The 17,535-nt window shown below is 72.5% G+C and carries 16 protein-coding genes and 1 tRNA gene; 5 read left to right on the top strand and 12 right to left on the bottom strand.

Annotated features, from left to right (window positions below; all coding sequences use genetic code 11):
* Nucleotides 1–359: 359 nt before the first annotated feature.
* Entirely contained in the window at nucleotides 360–965 is a 606-nt protein-coding gene (recR, locus tag GSY69_RS04365) for a recombination mediator RecR (RefSeq protein ID WP_160952660.1), read from the bottom strand.
* Nucleotides 962–4,936, bottom strand: a complete 3,975-nt coding sequence (locus GSY69_RS14890) for a DNA polymerase III subunit gamma and tau (protein WP_328698760.1) — start codon at nucleotides 4,934–4,936, stop codon at nucleotides 962–964. The genes recR and GSY69_RS14890 overlap by 4 nt, the downstream gene beginning before the upstream one ends.
* Before the next feature lie 218 nt (nucleotides 4,937–5,154).
* On the opposite strand from GSY69_RS14890, the gene GSY69_RS04355 reads away from it, so the two are divergent.
* The gene (locus GSY69_RS04355) at nucleotides 5,155–5,562 is read left to right on the top strand and encodes a hypothetical protein (protein ID WP_160952659.1); all 408 of its coding nucleotides are present in this window, start codon (nucleotides 5,155–5,157) and stop codon (nucleotides 5,560–5,562) included.
* Nucleotides 5,562–5,912, top strand: coding sequence for a hypothetical protein (locus GSY69_RS04350; protein WP_160952658.1), 351 nt, complete (start codon nucleotides 5,562–5,564; stop codon nucleotides 5,910–5,912). Before GSY69_RS04355 ends, GSY69_RS04350 begins: the two co-directional genes overlap by 1 nt.
* A 57-nt stretch (nucleotides 5,913–5,969) precedes the next feature.
* Here the strand turns inward: GSY69_RS04350 and GSY69_RS04345 are convergent, their stop codons facing one another.
* Both GSY69_RS04345 and GSY69_RS04340 read right to left on the bottom strand, forming a co-directional pair.
* A complete protein-coding gene (locus GSY69_RS04345; protein WP_160952657.1) occupies nucleotides 5,970–6,593 on the bottom strand; it encodes a TIGR03085 family metal-binding protein in 624 nt (207 codons plus the stop codon).
* A gap of 235 nt (nucleotides 6,594–6,828) precedes the next feature.
* Nucleotides 6,829–7,701, bottom strand: a complete 873-nt coding sequence (locus GSY69_RS04340) for a Sir2 family NAD-dependent protein deacetylase (protein WP_160952656.1) — start codon at nucleotides 7,699–7,701, stop codon at nucleotides 6,829–6,831.
* Nucleotides 7,702–7,774: 73 nt separating this feature from the next.
* Between GSY69_RS04340 and GSY69_RS04335 the strand changes: the two genes are divergently transcribed.
* A complete protein-coding gene (locus GSY69_RS04335) occupies nucleotides 7,775–8,224 on the top strand; it encodes a flavodoxin family protein (protein WP_160952655.1) in 450 nt (149 codons plus the stop codon).
* Between the two features lie 98 nt (nucleotides 8,225–8,322).
* Here GSY69_RS04335 and GSY69_RS04330 read toward each other — a convergent pair whose 3' ends face one another.
* From GSY69_RS04330 to GSY69_RS04315, 4 genes are all read right to left on the bottom strand, one after another.
* A complete protein-coding gene (locus GSY69_RS04330) occupies nucleotides 8,323–8,526 on the bottom strand; it encodes a CsbD family protein (RefSeq protein ID WP_160952654.1) in 204 nt (67 codons plus the stop codon).
* Nucleotides 8,527–8,676: 150 nt separating this feature from the next.
* Nucleotides 8,677–9,813, bottom strand: a complete 1,137-nt coding sequence (locus GSY69_RS04325) for a L,D-transpeptidase family protein (RefSeq protein ID WP_160952653.1) — start codon at nucleotides 9,811–9,813, stop codon at nucleotides 8,677–8,679.
* A gap of 159 nt (nucleotides 9,814–9,972) precedes the next feature.
* Nucleotides 9,973–11,010 carry an alpha/beta fold hydrolase gene (locus GSY69_RS04320; RefSeq protein ID WP_160952652.1) on the bottom strand — a complete coding sequence of 346 codons (1,038 nt, stop codon included), beginning with the start codon at nucleotides 11,008–11,010 and terminating at the stop codon, nucleotides 9,973–9,975.
* 74 nt (nucleotides 11,011–11,084) lie between these two features.
* On the bottom strand, nucleotides 11,085–12,410 hold the full coding sequence (locus GSY69_RS04315) for a DUF2079 domain-containing protein (RefSeq protein WP_235936280.1): 1,326 nt from the start codon (nucleotides 12,408–12,410) through the stop codon (nucleotides 11,085–11,087).
* A gap of 478 nt (nucleotides 12,411–12,888) precedes the next feature.
* Here GSY69_RS04315 and GSY69_RS04310 point away from each other — a divergent pair, with 478 nt between their 5' ends.
* Nucleotides 12,889–13,491: a hypothetical protein gene (locus tag GSY69_RS04310; RefSeq protein ID WP_160952651.1), complete on the top strand. Its 603-nt coding sequence runs from the start codon at nucleotides 12,889–12,891 to the stop codon at nucleotides 13,489–13,491.
* Between the two features lie 49 nt (nucleotides 13,492–13,540).
* On the opposite strand, the gene GSY69_RS04305 is transcribed toward GSY69_RS04310, so the two are convergent.
* From GSY69_RS04305 to GSY69_RS04290, 4 genes are all read right to left on the bottom strand, one after another.
* Nucleotides 13,541–14,260 (bottom strand): hypothetical protein, encoded by a 720-nt coding sequence (locus GSY69_RS04305; protein ID WP_160952650.1) that lies wholly within the window; start codon nucleotides 14,258–14,260, stop codon nucleotides 13,541–13,543.
* A gap of 7 nt (nucleotides 14,261–14,267) precedes the next feature.
* A complete protein-coding gene (locus GSY69_RS04300) occupies nucleotides 14,268–14,453 on the bottom strand; it encodes a hypothetical protein (protein WP_160952649.1) in 186 nt (61 codons plus the stop codon).
* Between the two features lie 122 nt (nucleotides 14,454–14,575).
* A tRNA-Ser gene (locus GSY69_RS04295) sits at nucleotides 14,576–14,660 on the bottom strand.
* 37 nt (nucleotides 14,661–14,697) lie between these two features.
* On the bottom strand, nucleotides 14,698–16,104 hold the full coding sequence (locus GSY69_RS04290; protein ID WP_160952648.1) for an Ig-like domain-containing protein: 1,407 nt from the start codon (nucleotides 16,102–16,104) through the stop codon (nucleotides 14,698–14,700).
* Nucleotides 16,105–16,399: 295 nt separating this feature from the next.
* Here GSY69_RS04290 and GSY69_RS04285 point away from each other — a divergent pair, with 295 nt between their 5' ends.
* Complete coding sequence (locus GSY69_RS04285) at nucleotides 16,400–17,515, top strand: VanZ family protein (protein ID WP_160952647.1); 1,116 nt, start codon at nucleotides 16,400–16,402, stop codon at nucleotides 17,513–17,515.
* Nucleotides 17,516–17,535: the final 20 nt, after the last annotated feature.

Genomic DNA, 17,535 nt, shown 5'->3' with positions numbered 1-17,535 from the left:
ACACGCCCCGCGCGTATCGATAGTCGATATATCGACTATCGATAGTCTTATCGACTTTCGATATGGAGTCAAGGGGTTGTGGGAAAAGGGCGCCCACCGCATGACAGGAGAAGGGGGGCCACGGCGGCGCTGCGCGGCGCGAAGGGGCGGCAGCGCACCGAAGTGGGGGCATCATGGCGGGCAGCGCGGCACAAAGGCGAGGCAGCGCACCGAAGCGGAAGCGCCATGGCGGGCAGCGCGGCGCGAAGGCGAGGCAGCGCTGGATGGCCGGACGTACTGCGGCCGGTCGCGCGCCGCGGCTTCACCGGCCGTGATCGCCCTCTGAACCGGGGCCGCACCGCACCGCGGTGCACCCGATCTCAGGCGACGGAGGTGCGGCCCTGGAAGGCGCGGCCGAGCGTGACCTCGTCGGCGTATTCGAGGTCGCCGCCCACGGGCAGGCCGGAGGCGAGCTTCGAGACCGTCACGCCCAGCGAGGACAGGAGCCGGATGAGATAGGTCGCCGTCGCCTCGCCCTCGAGGTTGGGATCGGTGGCGATGACGCACTCGGTCACGGTGCCCGATTCGAGCCGCGGCAGCAGCTCCTTGATTCGCAGATCGTCGGGCCCCACGCCCGCCATGGGATCGATCGCCCCGCCCAGCACGTGGTAGAGCCCGCGGTACTCGCGGGTGCGCTCGATTGCGACGACGTCCTTGGGCTCCTCGACGATGCAGATGACGCTCTGCTCGCGCCGCGGGTCCTTGCACACGGCGCACTGCTCCTCCTCCGAGACGTTGCCGCACGTCTCGCAGAAGCGCACGCGCTTCTTGACCTCCGTGAGCGCGTGGGCGAGCGCGGAGACGTCGAGCTCCGGGCTCTGGAGGATGTGGAACGCGAGCCGCTGGGCGGACTTCGGCCCGATGCCGGGCAGCTTGCCGAACTCCTCGACGAGGTCGGCCAGCGCACCCTCGTAGACCATGCTCATTCTCTGAATTCCTCCAGCACCTGGCCGCCCAGCAGCCGCTCGACCACGGGCACGCCGAACTCGGGGGCCTCGGCGAGCTCGGGATCGTCCGCGGTGTCGTAGTCGTCGTAGTTCTCCGCCGGGTCCGGAACGCGCGACTGCGGCCCGGCATTCCCGGGCCCTCCGCCGTACTCGCCATCCGGGGCCCAGTCGCCCCGGGGCGGCGCATCGCCGTAGCCCCAGTCGCCGTCGTGCGGCTGTGCCTGCGCTGCCCGCCGGGCGGCGATGTCGTCGGCCACGCTGCGCTGCTGGGGCGCGGCGGCCTGCGGCTGGGAGTAGCCCTCGTTCGAGGTGAACGCGATCGTGGGATCCGCGTAGGCGCCCAAGAAGTCGAGGTCGTCGTCCTCGCCGCCCGGGTCCCCACCGCCGTGGGGCGCGCCTTCCGCCGCCGAGGCGCCCGCGGGCTCCACCTCCCCGCTCACCAGGGCCTCATCCTGGGCAGCCGGATCGCCCGGGCTGCGCGAGCTCCCCGGGGCATCCGGGCTGCCCGGGGCACCCGGCTCACTCATAACCGGCCCAGCGTGGTCATCGGGGCGCGCGGCGGTGTGCCCGGAATCCGGCTCCGCAGCCGGCGCTGCGCGGTCCTCACCAGGCTGCGGCTGCCGATCCTCGTAGGGGTCGATGCCACCGGTTTCGATGTCGTCATAGTAGGGCTCGTCGATGTCCGGCGGGGGCGGCACCACGACACCGGGCATGTCGACGGCGCCCCAGCCCGCGGCGGTCTCCGCCTGCCGGTCTGCGCTTGCCCCCTGGGCTTCGGCCCCAGGCGCCGAGCTCTCACCGGCGCGCTCGCCCGGAACACGGGCCCCCTCGGCCTCGCGCGGATCGACGCCGCGCCGGTCGGGCGGCACATCGGTCGCTGCCCCGCCGTCACCCGCGTGTTCGCCGACGTCACCGGCGCCCTCCGCGGCCACGGAGCCTCCACCGTCGCCGGCGTGCCCGGAGCCAGCCGCGCCATCCGCGCCCGCTGTCGACCCTGTCGGCGCTGCAACGGCGGCAGTTGTGCTGGAGGCGGTCACACCGGAAGTCGTTGTGCCGGGGGTGGCCGAGTCGGGCCCAGTCTGCCCGGTCGGCGCTGCAACGGAGCGCGCAGCACCGCGCGGCATGCCATCGGCCCGCGCACCGCCACGCTCCTCGTCCGCGGCCGCGGGCCCGGCCGCCGCCGCTCCCCCGGCGAGCGACTCGTCGGACCCGACGCGGCCCTCCGCCTGGCCTCCGGTTGGCAGATCGTCGGCCGGCGGCTGGTCGGCCCGCGGCTCGTCGTCTGCCGCGGCGGGCTCGTCCAGGTCGTAGGGATCCTCGAAGTCCTCCGGGGCGCGCGGCATGTCCTCGGCGGCCCGCTCGGCTTCCTCGGCCACACCGGCTGGCGCATCAGTGCGAGGCTGCGGTTCTGCCTCCGCATCGTCGTCACCGGAGTCGCCCGGCCCCGCCTCGGGAGGGGCCTGCCAGTAGCGCTCGCGGTCCGTGGGCTCCTGGTCCTGGGCCCGCTTGCCCACGACGGCCTCGAACTCCTGCTGCGAGGGGCGGCGGTGCTCGCGCTGCGGCGGCGGGGCCTGCCCGCCGCCCATGGCGGAGGTGTCGAGCGCGGCGCCCACCTCGCCGATGCGCACGGCGGCCCGGATGCCGAGCACCTCGTCGATGGCCTCGGCAAGCTTCGCATCGTTGCCGTTGCGGTTGAAGTTCGCCGCGGCGCTCTCGTTGTTGAAGCCCAGGAGCAGTGCACCGTCGGCGAAGCCCTGCGGTACCGCGTTGGAGCTGATGATGGCGCGGGCCAGGCGGCTGCGCTGCCCGAGCGCGTCGAGCACGTTCGGCCAGGCGCGGCGGATCGCGTCGATCTCCTGCCCGCCCGCCTGCTGAGCGGAGGCCGCGCTGGGGGCCTGAGTACCGGAGTCCCGGCTGCCGGCAGCCTGACTGCCGGCGGTCTGAGCGCCAGCGCCATGAGGTTCAGCCTGGTCTGCATCCGGCTGTTCCCCGACGCCGGCCTGCTGTGCTGCGGCCCCGGCGGGCTGCGCGGCCCGCGCCTGCCCGTGATTCCGCTCCCCGGCCTGGCCAGGCTCCTGAGACGCGCCCGGGCCGTGGGTGCCGCGCTCAGGGTCATCCCCGCGGGCCCCGCGACCGGCGGGCGCGGAGGGCTGAGCGGCGCTGCCGGAGGGAGCCTCGGCACTGGCGCCCCGGGCCCCGCCATCCCCTGCGCTGCTGGGCGCTGCGGCGGCGCTGGCATTCGCGCGCGCGCCTGCCGCCCCGCGGGGGCCGGCCTGCCCCCGGGAGCCCGCCTCGACACGGTCCTCGGTCTCCGTGCGGGGGTCGGCGTCCGCCAGCGAAGCGCGGTTCGAGTCGTGCTGCGCGCCGCCAGCCTGCCTGGCGCCAGCGCCCGCGGGCTCCTGGGAAGCGCCATCGGCCGCACCGCCATCCGCGGGGACGCCGGAGCGCGTTCCGGAACCGTGTGCGGATCCGTGACCACCGGAGGCAGTCTCGTCCCGCGCGCCCTCGGCAGCCTCCTCGTCGGCGAGCATGGACTCGGCGCTCGCGGCGAAATCCGCCATGGCGTCCAGGTCGTCATCGACCCCGCGCTGCGCGGCGCCCGCCGTGGCCTGGGCGCCCGCCGCACTCGGGACGGCGCCGCGTGCGGCGCCGTCGGCAGGCCGCGAGCCGTCACCGGCAGCCTCGCCTGGGGCGCCCGAGCCGGGCTGCGCCTCGGCGCCGGCCGGAGCCGTCCCCGCCTGCGAAGCGGCGGCGTTCACCGCACCGGGCGCCACGGCGCCCGCGGCGCTCATGCCCACCCGGCGCTCCATCCGGTCGAGGCGCGAGAGCACTCCGCGGCGCTGATCGTCGACGGAGGGCAGGAGGATGCGCGCGCAGATGAGCTCGAGCTGAAGGCGCGGGGACGTGGCCCCGGTCATCTCCGTGAGCCCGGCGTTGAGCAGGTCGGCCGCGCGGGAGAGCTCCGCGGCGCCCAGGCTCTGCGCCTGCTGGGCGAGGCGCTCGACGTGATCGGCGGGTGCCTCCGGCAGGAGCGCGGCGGCGCGCTCGGGCGCGGTGCCCACGACGATGAGGTCGCGGAAGCGCTCGAGGAGGTCCTCGACGAAGCGGCGCGGGTCCTGGCCGGACTCGATGACCCGGTCGATGACGCGGTAGACGGCGGCGCCGTCGCCGGCGGAGAGCGCGTCGACGATGTCGCCCAGGAGCGATTCCGGCGTGTAGCCCAGCAGCGCGACGGCGGTGGCGTAGTCGATGCCCTCCTCGCCCGCGCCCGCCATGAGCTGGTCGAGCACGGACAGCGAATCGCGCACGGAGCCGCCCCCGGCCCGCACGACGAGCGGCAGGACGCCCTTGCCCACCGGCACGTCCTCGCGGCGGCAGAGCTCGTCCAGGTAGGAGGTCATAATCTCCGGGGGCACGAGCCGGAAGGGGTAGTGGTGCGTGCGCGAGCGGATGGTCCCGATGACCTTCTCCGGCTCCGTGGTGGCGAAGACGAACTTCACGTGCTCCGGTGGCTCCTCCACGAGCTTGAGGAGCGCGTTGAAGCCCTGCGGGGTCACCATGTGGGCCTCGTCGAGGATGAAGATCTTGTAGCGGTCGCGGGCCGGCGCGTAGACGGCGCGCTCACGCAGATCGCGGGCGTCGTCGACGCCGTTGTGGCTGGCCGCGTCGATCTCCACGACGTCGAGCGAGCCGGGGCCGCCGGTGGCGAGGTCGCGGCAGCTCTCGCACTCACCGCACGGCGTGGGCGTGGGGCCCTGCGCGCAGTTGAGGCAGCGCGCCAGGATCCGTGCGGAGGTCGTCTTGCCGCAGCCGCGCGGGCCGGAGAAGAGGTACGCGTGGTTGGCGCGCTGATGGGCCAGCGCCGCCTTGAGCGGGCCGGTTACGTGGTCCTGCCCGATCACCTCATCGAAGGTGTCCGGGCGGTAGCGGCGATACAGAGCTGTGGGCACGCGACTACCCTACGACGAACCGCGGACACGGGGCAGGGCGCTGGCGTAGCCTGAGGCCACAGCCCCACGGCGGGGTGAGGCCACGGCACCGGGCTGGGGTGGGGTCACGGCCCCGCGCCGAGGCGCGCGACGGGGCCCGCGCCCAACAGCCCGCCGCCTACGCCGCCGGCTCCCATGAGCCCAGCGCCCGCAGCGCCCGCACCCCCAGGAGGTGAGACATGCACGATTCGACCGCCGCCATCCCCGGCTGGGATCCGGCAGACCCGCTCGTCGTGAAGGCGACCTGGAGCGCGGTGCGCCGGCGCGGGCGCTGGACCCCAGTGCCCTTCATCGAGGCGTTCCCCAAGGGGTCGAACATCGAGCTGAACTTCCTCAAAGCGCCCACGGATGTGCCGACGATCGAGGTGGAGGTGCGGCCCGGCATGGGGGGCCTGCTCATCGTGGTCCCGGACTCCTGGGGTGTGAACACGGATCGACTCACGGCCGGCTGGGGCTCGATCCGCTCGCATGCCGCTGCCGCCGCCCGCCCGGGCAGCCCCCTCATCGCCGTGAGCGGCAGCATGGGCCTGGGCACATTCCGCTCGCGGGGGCCGAACCGCTTCGACCGCAAGCGGCTGGCGCGCTGATGGCCGAACCGCAGCTGTTGGCCGTCCTCATCGTCATCGCGTTCTTCGCGGTGGCGTTCTTCGGCGGCGCGTTCCTCATCTGGCGGGTCATGACGAAGCCGGACAGCCACATCGGCGGGCGCATGGCGCGCATGGAGACGGAGGAGGCCCAGCGCCGCGAGGACGAGCAGCGCCGCAGCCACGAGCGAAGCCTTCGCCGCGGCGATGCCGGCGGACCCGGCGACGTCGGCGAACGGGGTGGCAACGACGAACGCAGCGGCGGCAGCGGCGCAGACGGCAACGGCCCCGGCACCCCCAGCGATCCCGAGTCTCCCGGCAAAAACCAGCCTCCAGAAGACCAGGAGCAGTAGGCCGTTGCCGCCGACCCACCCCGGCTCAGCGCCTCCGCGGCTCAGCGCATCTCCGCCTCACCCCTTCTTCGGGGCCGTGATCTCCACATTGGCCCTGTCCCGGCGGCCGAACGCGTAGAGGAGCAGCTCGGAGGGCTTGCCCGAGACCACCGTGGCCGCCGCATCGCGCGGGCCCGCATGCACCTCGCCGAATCCGTCCGCGACGAATTCCACCGGGTCATCGGCGTGGGCGCCAGGAGCCTTCGCGATTGCGGAGACGATCTTCCAGCACTGCGATTCGAACTCGTGGGGCAGATTGCGCGGGGCGAAGCCGCGGCCGGCCCGGCGCACGTCCTCGTGGTGGACGTAGAACTCAGCCGTGTTGGCCAGGTGGTCGATGGGCTCGAGCGACATGGGCGAGAGCATGCCCGGGCCGCCGGCCACCATTCCGACGATCTCGTTCCACGGCAGCTCCGCGAGGTGGGCGGCGGTCTTCTTGCTGCGCTCGCTGAGCCAGGGCACCTTGTCCGCGAACTGCGGGAAGGCGTTGCCGGGCAGCGACAGCGGGTAGCGATCGCGGATGACGATGTGGATGGCGAGGTCCTTGGCGTCCCACCCCTCGCACAGCGTGGGCGCGTCGGGGCCCGCTGAGCGGAGTTCGGCGGCCAGGGCGAGACGTTCGGAACGCGCGAAGTTCGTCATGGCCACAGCGTACTGAGCCCGCGCCCCGCCGTCAGCCCCCGCGCCGGGGTGTCGCCGGCCCGCCCCGCCTCGGGCGAATCCGCTATCGCCGGCCCGCCGCGCCTCGGACGCATCCGCAGTCGCCGCCCGCCCCGCCTCGGACGCATCCGCGGCCACCGGCCTGCCGCGCGGGGTGCCGGCACACCCTTCACCGCCGAGGCGCGCGCCGCCCGCCGTGTGGCCGCGCCGGCCCCGCTCACGGGGCCACGGCGGCCTCCCACGCAGCCAGGAAGTCCGCGACCCGGGAGGTGGAGCGGTGGGCGGCGAGCGCATCACCGCGGGTGGGGCCGTCGGTGACGATGACGACCGGGCGCCCCTCGCGGGCGGCCGAGCGCACGAAGCGCAGCCCGGAGAGCACGGCGAGCGAGCTGCCGAGCACCACGAGCCCGTGCGCCCCGGCGGCCAGGCACGTCGCGGCCTCGGCGCGCTCCGCGGGCACGCTCTCGCCGAAGAACACGACATCGGGCTTGAGGATGCCGCCGCACACGGGGCACGGCGGAACGGCGAAGCCCGCGGTCTCCTCGAGCGCGACATCGCCGTCGGGTGCCGTCTCGATCTCCTCCGGGCTGATGGACAGGCCCGCCCGGAAGCCCGGGTTGAGGGCGTCCAGCTCCCCCTGGAGCCAGTCGCGGGAGAAGAGCTCGCCGCATTGCAGGCAGATGACGCGGTCCAACCGGCCGTGCAGGTCGATGACCGGGTCGGATCCCGCGGTCTCGTGCAGCCCGTCGACGTTCTGGGTGATGGTTCCGTGCGGGGACAGGCGCGCCAGCGCACGGTGGGCGGCGTTCGGCTGGGCGGCGCGGATGCGGGGCCAGCCCAGGAAGCTGCGCGCCCAGTAGCGGGAGCGGGCGGCCTGCCCCGAGCGGAACGTCTGGCCCGTCATGGGCGAGCGCGGCGGGGCGCCCGGGCCGCGGTAATCGGGGATGCCGGAGTCCGTGCTCATGCCGGCACCGGTGAGGACGGCCCAGTCGCCTGTTGGACGGGCGGCGAGGGCGGCGGCGATCTGCGCGTCGCTCGCGGTGGGCGCGGGCCGGGCGAGTCCGCGCAGCGGATCCTTGATGACGGCCACCGCGCACTCCCCTCGCCGGGCCCTGCCGGGCCGCACTCTGCCGTTCCCAGCCTACGGCGGCTAGCGTGGGGCCATGAAGCTGCTCATGGTCCACCACTCCCCCACCCGCGCCACGCAGTCTCTGGCCCAGGCGGCGCGCGGGGTCTTCGACCTCGACGAGCTCGCGTCCGTGGAGCTCGTCGAGCGCGCGGCCCTCGAGGCAACCGCCGAGGACGTCCTGGCCGCCGATGCCTATGCGCTGGGCACCACCGTGAACTTCGGCTACATCTCCGGGGCCCTCAAGCACTTCTTCGACACGACGTACTACGAGGTCAGGGAGGCGACTGCGCGACGGCCGCTGGCGTACTGGATCCACGGCGGCTGGGACACGACCGGCGCGGAGCGGGCCATGGAGCAGATCACCACCGGGCTGGGCTGGACGCTGGCCTGCCCGCCCGTCGTCCTCACCGGTGAGGTGGGGCCGCCGGAGTGCGAGGCCGTCGCCGAGGCGGTGGCGACCACGGCCGCCACCCTCCTGGCGTAGGGGGCACGCAAGGGCGGGGACGCAGCGGCGCCCCCTGCCGGAGGGCAGGGGGCGCCGCTGCGGTCAGGCCGTCAGGGCCTGCGCGCTGGTGGCGGGGCTCAGTGCTTGTCGCCGCCGAACGCCTCGCCGATCTTCTTGCCGGCGTCCTTGATCTTCTCGCCGGCCTGCTTGGCGTTGGCGGAGAACTTGTCGCCCTTGCCCTCGGCCTGCAGCTCTTCGTCGCCGGTGGCCTTGCCGATGGTGTCCTTGGCCTGGCCGCCGAACTCCTGGGCCTTGTTGTCGAACTTGTCGTCGAGTCCCATGTTCACTCCTTGCCTCCGGCGGTGCGGGTCACCGCCTCTGCCGCCCACGCTATGACCGGTTCCTGACAGGGGACTGTGTGCGAATGCGCCGCTCGCACAGGCCCCCGAGCACCGCGGCGGCCACGCTTCGAACCTCCGCCGCGCCCGCGCTCAGGCGTGGATGGCGATCTGCACGTCCTTCGAGATCTGCCACTTCATGAGCTTGACGAGCGAGGAGTCGTAGACGGCAACGCAGCCCATCGTGTAGTTCGACGCGCTGGTGCGCCGGTGCAGGAAGATGGCGGAGCCCTTGCCCTTCGCGCGCTTCTCGTTGTAGCCGATCACCTGGGCGTGGCGGTAGGGCCCGCGCTGGTAGAGCTTCTCGCTCTTCCCGGACGGCCGCATGGTGTTGTAGTACTTCGACGCGGAGCTGTCGACCCAGACGGTCTTCTTCGTCACCTTCGTGTAGCGCTGGTGCTTGAGCCCCGGGTTCTTGCTGGTGCCGAAGCCGCCGCGCATCCAGTAGACACCGCGCGGGGTCTTCCCATCGCCCTCGCGCTTCTTCGCCGCAGTGCCGGTCTTGCCGACGAGCCCCGCGTAGGCACCGCCGTCGCGCTTGTAGGTGCCGTTGGAATCGCGGACGCAGGCGTAGACGTTGGCGTGGCGCGTGCTCGTCTGGTCCACCTCGATGACCTGGAGTGCCGAGGCCTTCTTCCCTTCGACCCGCTTGCGCAGCCCGGTGCACACGCGCATCTTCCCGGAGGTCCAGGACAGGGTGCGGGGGCTGCCGCTGAACGGCTGCGTGCACCAGTTCTTGCCGTGGCAGGCTTCGTTGCCGGTGGGCAGGCCGGCGGCGGAGCGGTAGCGGCCCAGCATCCCGGAGCGCACGGCGTAGGCGGTCTTCGCGCCCTTCTTGAGGAAGACGGCGCCGCGGGCGTAGTTCTGGCGCACCCCGCCCTTCACGGAGGCGGTGGCGCCCTTCGCGGCGCCGAGCTTGGCGCGTGCGGCGGCCGCCGAGATCTTCGCGTCGATCTTCACCGCGCGGGCGGTGGCCGTGGGCGCGGTCGCCGACTTCGCACGCGCCGTCGGCGCCTTCGCCTCGGTGGTGGCCAGCGGGGTCCGTGCGCCCTTCGTCTGCGCAGCCTCCGAGGACGCCAGCTCCGAGGCGTGCGAGTCGCTCGCCTGCGACTCGCGGGGGGCGGCGGAGTGGGCGGCGCTCGGTTCGGAACCGGAGCCTCCGAGTTCGGCGGCGGTGGCCGGCAGGCCGAGGCCCAGGACGAGGGCGGCCGTGGTGGCCGCGCAGAGCATGTGGCACGCGCATGAGGGGAGATCCTTCGGAATTCGGGGCTGCGATCATGAGCACCCTAGTCCTCGCGGGGAGTGCGCACGGCCCGCGGGCGGCGGGGCGGCCCAGTCGTCACCCGATCGTGACGCGGCGGGGCCGGTGCGGTCGGCGCGGGTCGCCCGTCAGTCGGGATGGCGCGAGGCCCAGTCGAGCACGGCCGCGGCGATCTCGTCCGGTTTTTCCTCGGGCAGCCAGTGGGTGGCCCCGGTCAGCTCGACGAAGCGGTAGGGGCCCTCGACGTAGTCCGCGGTGAGCTCCGCCGCGCCCCGGGTGAAGGCCGCGTCCCGCGAGCCCCAGAGGTAGAGCGCTGGCACCGTGATGGGCCGGTATGCGATCGGCGCGCCCTCGCCGAACTGGCGGTAGTACGACAGTACGGCGTCCATCGCACCGGGCTCGCTCAGCCGCTCGACGTAGGAGTCGACGAGCGCGGCTGGGACCGCGCCCTGGTAGTACGAGCGCAGGAGCGCACCATCGTCGTCCAGGAGCGCCTCGCGCATCCCCGCGGGGTCCCTGCGGATGCGGCGCATGTACTCCATGCGGCGGCGCTGATCCGGGTCCTCGGCCATCCTGCGGCCGTGCGCCTCGGGGTGCGCCGAGGCCGCGGAGGTGAAGCTCGCGAGGCGCTCCGGGTGCACCGCGGCGAAGGCCCAGCCGACGATCCCGCCCCAGTCGTGGCCGACCAGGTGGAACCGCTCCCAGCCCAGTCCTTGGGCCACGGCGGCCATGTCCGCCACGAGCTCCGCGACGTCGTAGGCGCGCACGTCGTCCGGGCGGGCGCCGGGAGAATACCCGCGCTGATCGTAGGCGGCCACCTCGTAACCGGCTGCCAGCAGTTCGCGGGCCGTGGCCTCCCACCCGGCCGCGAACTCCGGCCAGCCGTGGACGAGGAGCACCGGCAGCGCGGCGCCGGGCCGCGCCTCGGCGGCCCCGTGAGCTCCGGTGCCGTGAGCTCCGACCCCGGGGGCAGCGGTTCGGGGAGCGGCGGGTGAGTGCGCCTCGGCGGCCCCAGGAACTCCGGTGCCCGGGGAGGCGCGATAGCCCGCGAACGCGAGGCCGCGGGCCGGCAGCTCGAACGGCTCACCGCCCAGCCGGGCGGCCACCGATGCGTTGTCGTGCGGTGCCCCGAGCGCTGGGCGCTGCGAGTCGTGCCGATCGGCCATGACGAATCCCCTTCCAGGGGCGGCCCGGGTATCACCCCTGCGCTGCCCGCGGTCCGTGCCTGTGACTGCCGTGGCTATGACTGCCGGGCGACGACCTCGTAGCCACCGCCGCTGTAGACGAGCCTCCAGTCTCCGCCCAGATTCTTCGCCGCCCAGGACTCCACGGGCTCGTGCGTGTCGTCCGGGCGCAGGGCGATCGCATCGGGGCGGACTCCGCCCAGCGTGCTCGTCCAGTAGACGTGCGTCTTGGGTGCGAGGTAGGCGAGGAGGTGGAGGTCCGTGCCCACGGAGCCGTAGCGGCTGGCCGCCTGGACCGCGGGTCCGCCGTCGACCTTGTACCGGTCGGCGTCCCACAGCAGGTGGATGCTCGTCTGGCTCAGCAGCGCGACGGCGGTGATGGCCGCCACCAGGGGCGCGAAGTTCCGGTGGCGGCGCTTGGCAGCATCGACGAGAGCGACCACCGCGATCGGCATGAGGACGGCCGAGTAGTGGAAGCTGAGGTTCCAGTAGCCCTCGACGTTGCCCGCGAAGCGCCACGCCAGCGTGGGGAGCATGAGGAGGATGTAGGGCGAGCGGAGGCCGATGGCGCCGGCCGTGAGGGCCAGGAAACCCACGGTCCCGAGCTTGGTCGTCAGGCCCTCGCGGATGGTCTGCGCCAGGGTGACGTTGTCCGTGTAGTCGTAGCCGCCGCCGGTGTTGAACATGGGGATGAAGACGAAGACGGCGTAGAGGAACCACATGACGCCCCAGACGGCGAAGCCCAGCGCCCAGCGGAAGTCCCTGCGGTCCTTGAGCCAGACGACGGCGCCGAACATCGCGACGGTCAGCCCCAGGTCCTCCTTGCAGAACACGAGCAGCCCGATGGCCACCGCGGCTCCGATGCGCCGCCCGCGCATCCACCAGACGAGCCCGAATGCCATGAGCGGCACCGCCACGGCGATCTCGTGGAACTGGGCGGTCACGGCATTGAGCAGCCCGAACGAGAAGACGTAGGCGAAGCTGAGCAGCCACGCGCCCTTCGTGCTCAGGCGCTCGAAGGCCAGGGAAGTCAGGGGCCAGGCCGAGGCCGCGAACAGCACGGTCTGGCACAGCATGAGGGTGAGGCCCGAGGGGAAGACGGCGAAGACGGGGGCGAGCAGGATGAGGATCGGGTGGAAGTGGTCGCCCAGCAGGTTGTAGCCGGGGCCCTTGATGTCGACGATGGGCGCCTGGAGCTTCGAATACTGGTCCATGAGCTGGGTGAAGATGCCCAGATCCCATGAGGGCGAGTAGTAGTTGACCCACATGAGGATCGACAGCGCACCGTAGAGCACGGCGGCCGTCAGCGCCGCGACTGCCGGGGCGAAGCGGGTAAGGAACGCCCCGAGCGGCGCGAGTGCTGCCGTCGTCCGGTCGCGCAATCCCGCCAGGCGTCCCCGCGCCGCCGAGGTGCCGGCCGGCGCGGCACCTCGCGCGCGGCCCCGCTGCCCGGCGCGTTCGGATGCTGCTTCCCGCTGCTCCGCTGCCGGACCTCCTGCGGCCCGAGCCGCGCCAGGGGCACCCCCGGAATCCGCGGGCGCCTGACGCGCTGCTGTGTGGTGCGCGGAAGAGGGCGGGACCGGCATGCGGGGATCCTTCGTCGAGGGCCTGCGCTGCACGGCGGGCGGCGCGCGGACCGGGGGTGCGGCAAGCGGAGGCGAGGCGGGTGTCCGGGCGGACGGGCTCCAAGCCGATCCTAACAACGCCCCTGTGGCCGCCCGGGAGCAATCTCAGCACCGGGCACGGCGCACCCGCACCGTGTGGCGGCCTCGCCACAGCGTTGGCGCCTCCCAGACGGGTGGACATGGCAGAGTGATGCCGTACGGATAACCGAGCGTCCCATTCCTGAAGGAGACCGTCGTGATCGCGCTTCGCACAGCACTTCGCCCGCCCCGGCTCGTCGCCGCGGCCGCCGCCCTCACCGTCTGCCTGGCCGGCTGCTCCGGCGGGGGCGAGTCCCAGGGCGAGCAGGGAGACCAGCAGCAGTCCGCCTCGGCGCCGGCGGAGGGCGGCGCGGACCAGAGCGCGGCCGACGGCGAAGCCGATGCCGGTGGCACGGGTGCCACAGCCGAGGCCAGCAGTGGTGCAGACGGCTCCGGCAGCGCCCCCACGACACCGTCGACGAACGTGAGCGAGCGGTTCAAGGACTCGGCGAAGACGACCTCGTGGGCGAGCGACGGCTCCATGAAGGTCGACAAGAAGGGCAACGGCACGATCCCGGAGAAGTCACTCGAGTTCGATCTCAAGGACCTCTTCGTCAACAAGTTCGAGATGAAGGTCTCGAAGGTCGACTGCACGCGCAAGATGAACGTGAACTCGTGGCGCGGCTCCACGCTGTGCAATGTGACGGCGAACGGCAAGACGTACTTCGGCTCCGTCAAGCTCATCGACCACAGGGGCGACATGGTCAGGTACCAGCTCATCTTCCCCGGCATGAACAAGAAGGACCTCAAGCTCGACTAGCGGGCGCGCCGGTCGTGGCCGTCAGCGCGCTGGGGCACTGGGGGCAGGGTCAAGGTGCCTGCAGTCGCTCCCGCTGAGGTTCGGGCTCGTCTCCGCCCCCAGACCACTGGACCGCATAGCCAAGCTCGCGAAGGGCTATCGCCGCTTCTGCCGGGTCGTCGCGAACGGCACTGCGGGTCTGCGTATGCCGCCACCGCTCACGCCCCTCGCGCAGCGCCGCTTTGGCGTCCCCGGCATCGTCGATTCCGAACTCATCGATGAGCATCTCCAACACGTCTTCGAGGCAGGGTCGAAATCGATGTCCGCCGACGGGGAAATGCAGCTGGCTGAGCGCTGGAATGCCGGTGCTGTCGGCTCGTCGACGGGCTCGCTGAGTACCGCTTCCCGCGCGTGCCAGCACGTGGCTCAGCGCGTCGCGGTGGGCATGGACCTGGATATGCGCAACAGGCACCGAGTGGGTGCGCCTGTCGTATTCGAAGCGGAAGAGCGGTTCCCCACTGGCGCGCTGACCTGCGTGGACGGCAATCCCTGACTTTTCGACCGCAAGAAATCTGCCCACACCGTCAAGCACACACTGAAATCTCACCAGCAGCGTCAGCAGCGGTTCGCCTCCAACACGAAGGGGAACACCCTGCGCAGGAGTCTGCGAGACGACGAATCGATTGGCGTCCGCAACGGCCGTGGCCGCAAACGGGGAGCACCCGGGCGACACCGCCTGCACCGTGGCAGTCAGGTCGCCCGCGAACCGGGCCGCCTGGGTTTCGAGCACCGGGGTGTCAGTCACTGGTGAGGAACTCAAGATCGAGCAATCGGCCGTAGTCGACAAGTTCGTCGGCACTCAGCTCGAATCGCTCGCCGCGCTCCCGCAGAGCCCCGACATCCCCGATCCGCTCACGGAGTTCAGCCAGTTCCCGGCACGCCTCGCGCTTCGTCAGCACCACCGGCACGACTGGAGTCATCATGACCACCACCTCTCGTCCGAGTGAGTATCCACCAGTGACCCAGACGATACAAGGGGGCACTGACATAGCCGGAGACGCGAGACCCCCGCTTGCCCTCGAAGGGCAAGCGGGGGTCTTCACCGCGGAGGATAGGGGATTTGAACCCCTGAGGGCGTTAACCCAACACGCGTTCCAGGCGTGCGCCATAGGCCGCTAGGCGAATCCTCCGCGCAAGACTCTACCCGAGGCCCCGGCTTTTGCCGAATCAGCGGCGCCTGCGGCGAGAGGCGAGCAGCAGCCCCGCTCCCACCACCATGAGCGCGGCAGCGCTGCCGACTGCCAGGGCAAGCTCGGCACCCGTGCGCGGCAGTTGACCTGAGCCATGGGAGTCGTCGTCGCCACCCGGGGCGGGTGCGGGCGCCGGATCTGGGGCCTCACCCGGACCGGGGGCGGGCTGCGTCGTCGCAGACGCGCTCGGCGTGGAGCTCGCGTTCGGCGACGGAGCCTCACTGGGCGCCGTCGTCGCAGGCGGCGTGGTGGCGGGGGTCGTGGGCGCAGGCTCCGTGGTCGTCGGCACGGGAGCCGTCGTCGTGGGGGTCACCGGCGGCGTCGACGAGTCGCCCGAGCCCTCGCCGTTGCCGCTCATGTCGACCTTGTGCCCCGTGCTCAGGGGCTTGTCCCACTGGTCCGCGGTCAGCACGGCCGTGTTCGTGTACGTGCCGCCCATGGGCATCTGCACGCTGGCGTACAGCGCGGGGAAGATGACCATGTACCCGGCGGGGATCTCCGGGACCTTCGCCTGGAACCGCTCGGCCTCGCACGCTCCCTCGACCGTCTTCGCGATCGCCTTCTCCGCGTCGTTCATCGGCTGATCGCGCTGCTCGAACGCCCGGTTGGGCCCCAGCACCTGAACGGCCGACACATCGATGAAGGAGCAGTTGAAGGACCACTTCGTGTCCTCGGAGTCGTCCGTGACCTCGACGTTCGTCAGCCTCTCCTGCATGCGCGGGAACGCGATGCGCCACACGATCGCGCGGTCCGCGCTGAATGCCGGTTCCTTGAGGCCGACGCGCAGCCAGCCGTCCTTGTGGAAGCCCTCGCCGGGGCCCTGGCCGGGGTGGACCGTGATGTCGAGGGTCTTGGTCTGCGTCAGCCGGATCTTCCGCGGCCCCTCGGTGCCCTCACCGAGCGGGAAGATCTGCACGCGCAGCTCCACCCAGCCCTGCACACCCTGGAGCTTCGCCGCCGCGTCGTTGAAGACGACGGTGAGCTTCTGGGTCTGGGCGTCGAAGACGGCGCAGGCGATGACCTGGTTGTCGTGCGCCGGATCGGTGACATTGAACGCCGCCCCGCCTACCTGCGGGGCGAGCCCGCTGTCCGGGGGCAGGGTGTAGGTGAAGTAGTCGCCCGACTTCACGGACGCCAGCTGCTTGCTCTTGCCGAAGTCGATGTGGAGCTTCGTCTCCTGTCCCCAGGTGTAGTCCACACCTCCCGTCAGGGTGACGTCGTCATCGCCGTACGCGGCGGAGGAGATGTCGGTGCTGCCGGAGGCGGGGGCGCAGTCGGCCGCGCGAGCGGGTGCGGCGGCGAGGAGGACGAGGCTGCTGGCGAGCAGTGCCAGGAGCGCGCCGAATGCGGCGAGCAGCCGCGGGGCGCGGAGGATGCGGGTCATGGGAGGCCATTCACTCGGGGGACGGAGGGGAGTGCGCTTGTGAGACTCAGTACGCACATCCGAGAGAATACATGCCACCCGCTTTTCGGACTAATTGCCGACCGTGGCCGCTGTCGCCCGGGGGTCGCATGTCCGACTGCCTCTTCCTCAGGTATCCCCGGCCACCCGCGCGGAGCCCCCACCGCGCGCCTCGGCTACGCTGACACGCGCCGTGCACCAGGACCGTCGCGCGGCCCCGTTCCCTGCCGGTTGCCCTTCCCTGCCCGTCCCCCGCGAGAGAAGAGTCCCCTCCCCCATGAGCCCCCACGTCCTCTCCGCCGTCGCAGCGGTCGCCCTGGGCGCCGTGGCAGGCGTCGTGCTCTTCGTGCCGATCGTCGCGGGCCTCTACCACCGCCAGGGAGGTCTGTCGCTGGGCCGACTGCTCCTGTGGGGCGCGGCGCTCGTGTACTTCTGGGCGATCTGGACCTACACGCTCCTGCCGCTGCCCGCCCCGGACACCGTGCGCTGCGCCGGGACGAACACGCACCTGGGGCAGTTCGCGGGCGACCTCGCACGGGCGTGGGCGGAATCCGGCGGCGGACTGCGGGCGTTCGCGGCCAACCCGCTCGTGCTCCAGCTGGCGCTCAACGTGCTGCTCTTCGTCCCGCTCGGATTCTTCGTGCGCGTCCTGGGCGGGCGCGGCCTCCTCACCGCCGGCGCCCTGGGCCTGGCGATCTCCGCACTCGTCGAAACCACCCAGCTGACCGGCGTCTGGGGCCTCTACGACTGCGCCTACCGCGTCTTCGACGTCGACGACATGCTCACGAACACCTCGGGCGCCCTGGTGGGCTCGCTGCTCGCGCTCGCGGTCCCCCGCCGCCTCTGGGGCTCCAACGATGCCGCGCCCGAGGTGCCGCGCCCCGTCACGCGCCCCCGCCGCCTGCTCGGCATGTTCTCCGACTGGCTGGCCAGCACGCTCATCCTCACCGCCCTCACGGTGGGCCTGCGGCTGGGCGCCGAGCTGCTCGCCCGCGCGGACAGAGGCGCCCTCGCGCTTGCCCACTGGCCGGAGGCCATCGCGCTCGCCACCACGGCGGGGATCTGGCTGGCGACCACCCTGGCCACGGGCGCCACACCGGGTGACCTCACGGTGCGCCTGGCCTATCGCCGCCCCCGCATGGCGACTCCGCCGGCCCGCCTCCTGCGCTTCCTGTGCGGCAGCGGCGGCTACCTGCTCATCCTCCTGGCCGGGCAGGCCCTTCCGCTGCCGGGTGCGGCCGCGGTCTTCGCGCTCGTGTGCATCGTGCTCGTCTTGGCGCCCACCGGCCCGGGCGGACTGCCCGCCCTGGCCACCGGCGCCGCGCTGTGCGATCAGCGCTCACCGGACCGCGGGCCCGAGGCGCCGGCAGGCCCGCCCCAGCCGCACTCCTGAGCGCGCTCGCCTCCCCGCTC

The organism is Brevibacterium rongguiense (assembly GCF_009857845.1).
GTDB lineage: Bacteria > Actinomycetota > Actinomycetes > Actinomycetales > Brevibacteriaceae > Brevibacterium > Brevibacterium rongguiense.
The sequence above is the reverse complement of the archived record's forward strand: the minus strand, read 5'-3'. Positions and strand labels throughout refer to the sequence as shown.

Bases quoted from the DNA above. Each gene is read 5' to 3' on its own strand.
- GSY69_RS04345 (WP_160952657.1), bottom strand. From the start codon at position 6,593: ATGACGAACTTCGCGCGTTCCGAACGTCTCGCCCTGGCCGCCGAACTC.
- GSY69_RS04290 (WP_160952648.1), bottom strand. From the start codon at position 16,104: ATGACCCGCATCCTCCGCGCCCCGCGGCTGCTCGCCGCATTCGGCGCG.
- GSY69_RS04350 (WP_160952658.1), top strand. From the start codon at position 5,562: ATGGCCGAACCGCAGCTGTTGGCCGTCCTCATCGTCATCGCGTTCTTC.
- GSY69_RS04355 (WP_160952659.1), top strand. From the start codon at position 5,155: ATGCACGATTCGACCGCCGCCATCCCCGGCTGGGATCCGGCAGACCCG.
- GSY69_RS04335 (WP_160952655.1), top strand. From the start codon at position 7,775: ATGAAGCTGCTCATGGTCCACCACTCCCCCACCCGCGCCACGCAGTCT.
- GSY69_RS04300 (WP_160952649.1), bottom strand. From the start codon at position 14,453: ATGATGACTCCAGTCGTGCCGGTGGTGCTGACGAAGCGCGAGGCGTGC.
- GSY69_RS04325 (WP_160952653.1), bottom strand. From the start codon at position 9,813: ATGCTCTGCGCGGCCACCACGGCCGCCCTCGTCCTGGGCCTCGGCCTG.
- GSY69_RS04285 (WP_160952647.1), top strand. From the start codon at position 16,400: ATGAGCCCCCACGTCCTCTCCGCCGTCGCAGCGGTCGCCCTGGGCGCC.
- GSY69_RS04320 (WP_160952652.1), bottom strand. From the start codon at position 11,010: ATGGCCGATCGGCACGACTCGCAGCGCCCAGCGCTCGGGGCACCGCAC.
- GSY69_RS04330 (WP_160952654.1), bottom strand. From the start codon at position 8,526: ATGGGACTCGACGACAAGTTCGACAACAAGGCCCAGGAGTTCGGCGGC.
- recR (WP_160952660.1), bottom strand. From the start codon at position 965: ATGAGCATGGTCTACGAGGGTGCGCTGGCCGACCTCGTCGAGGAGTTC.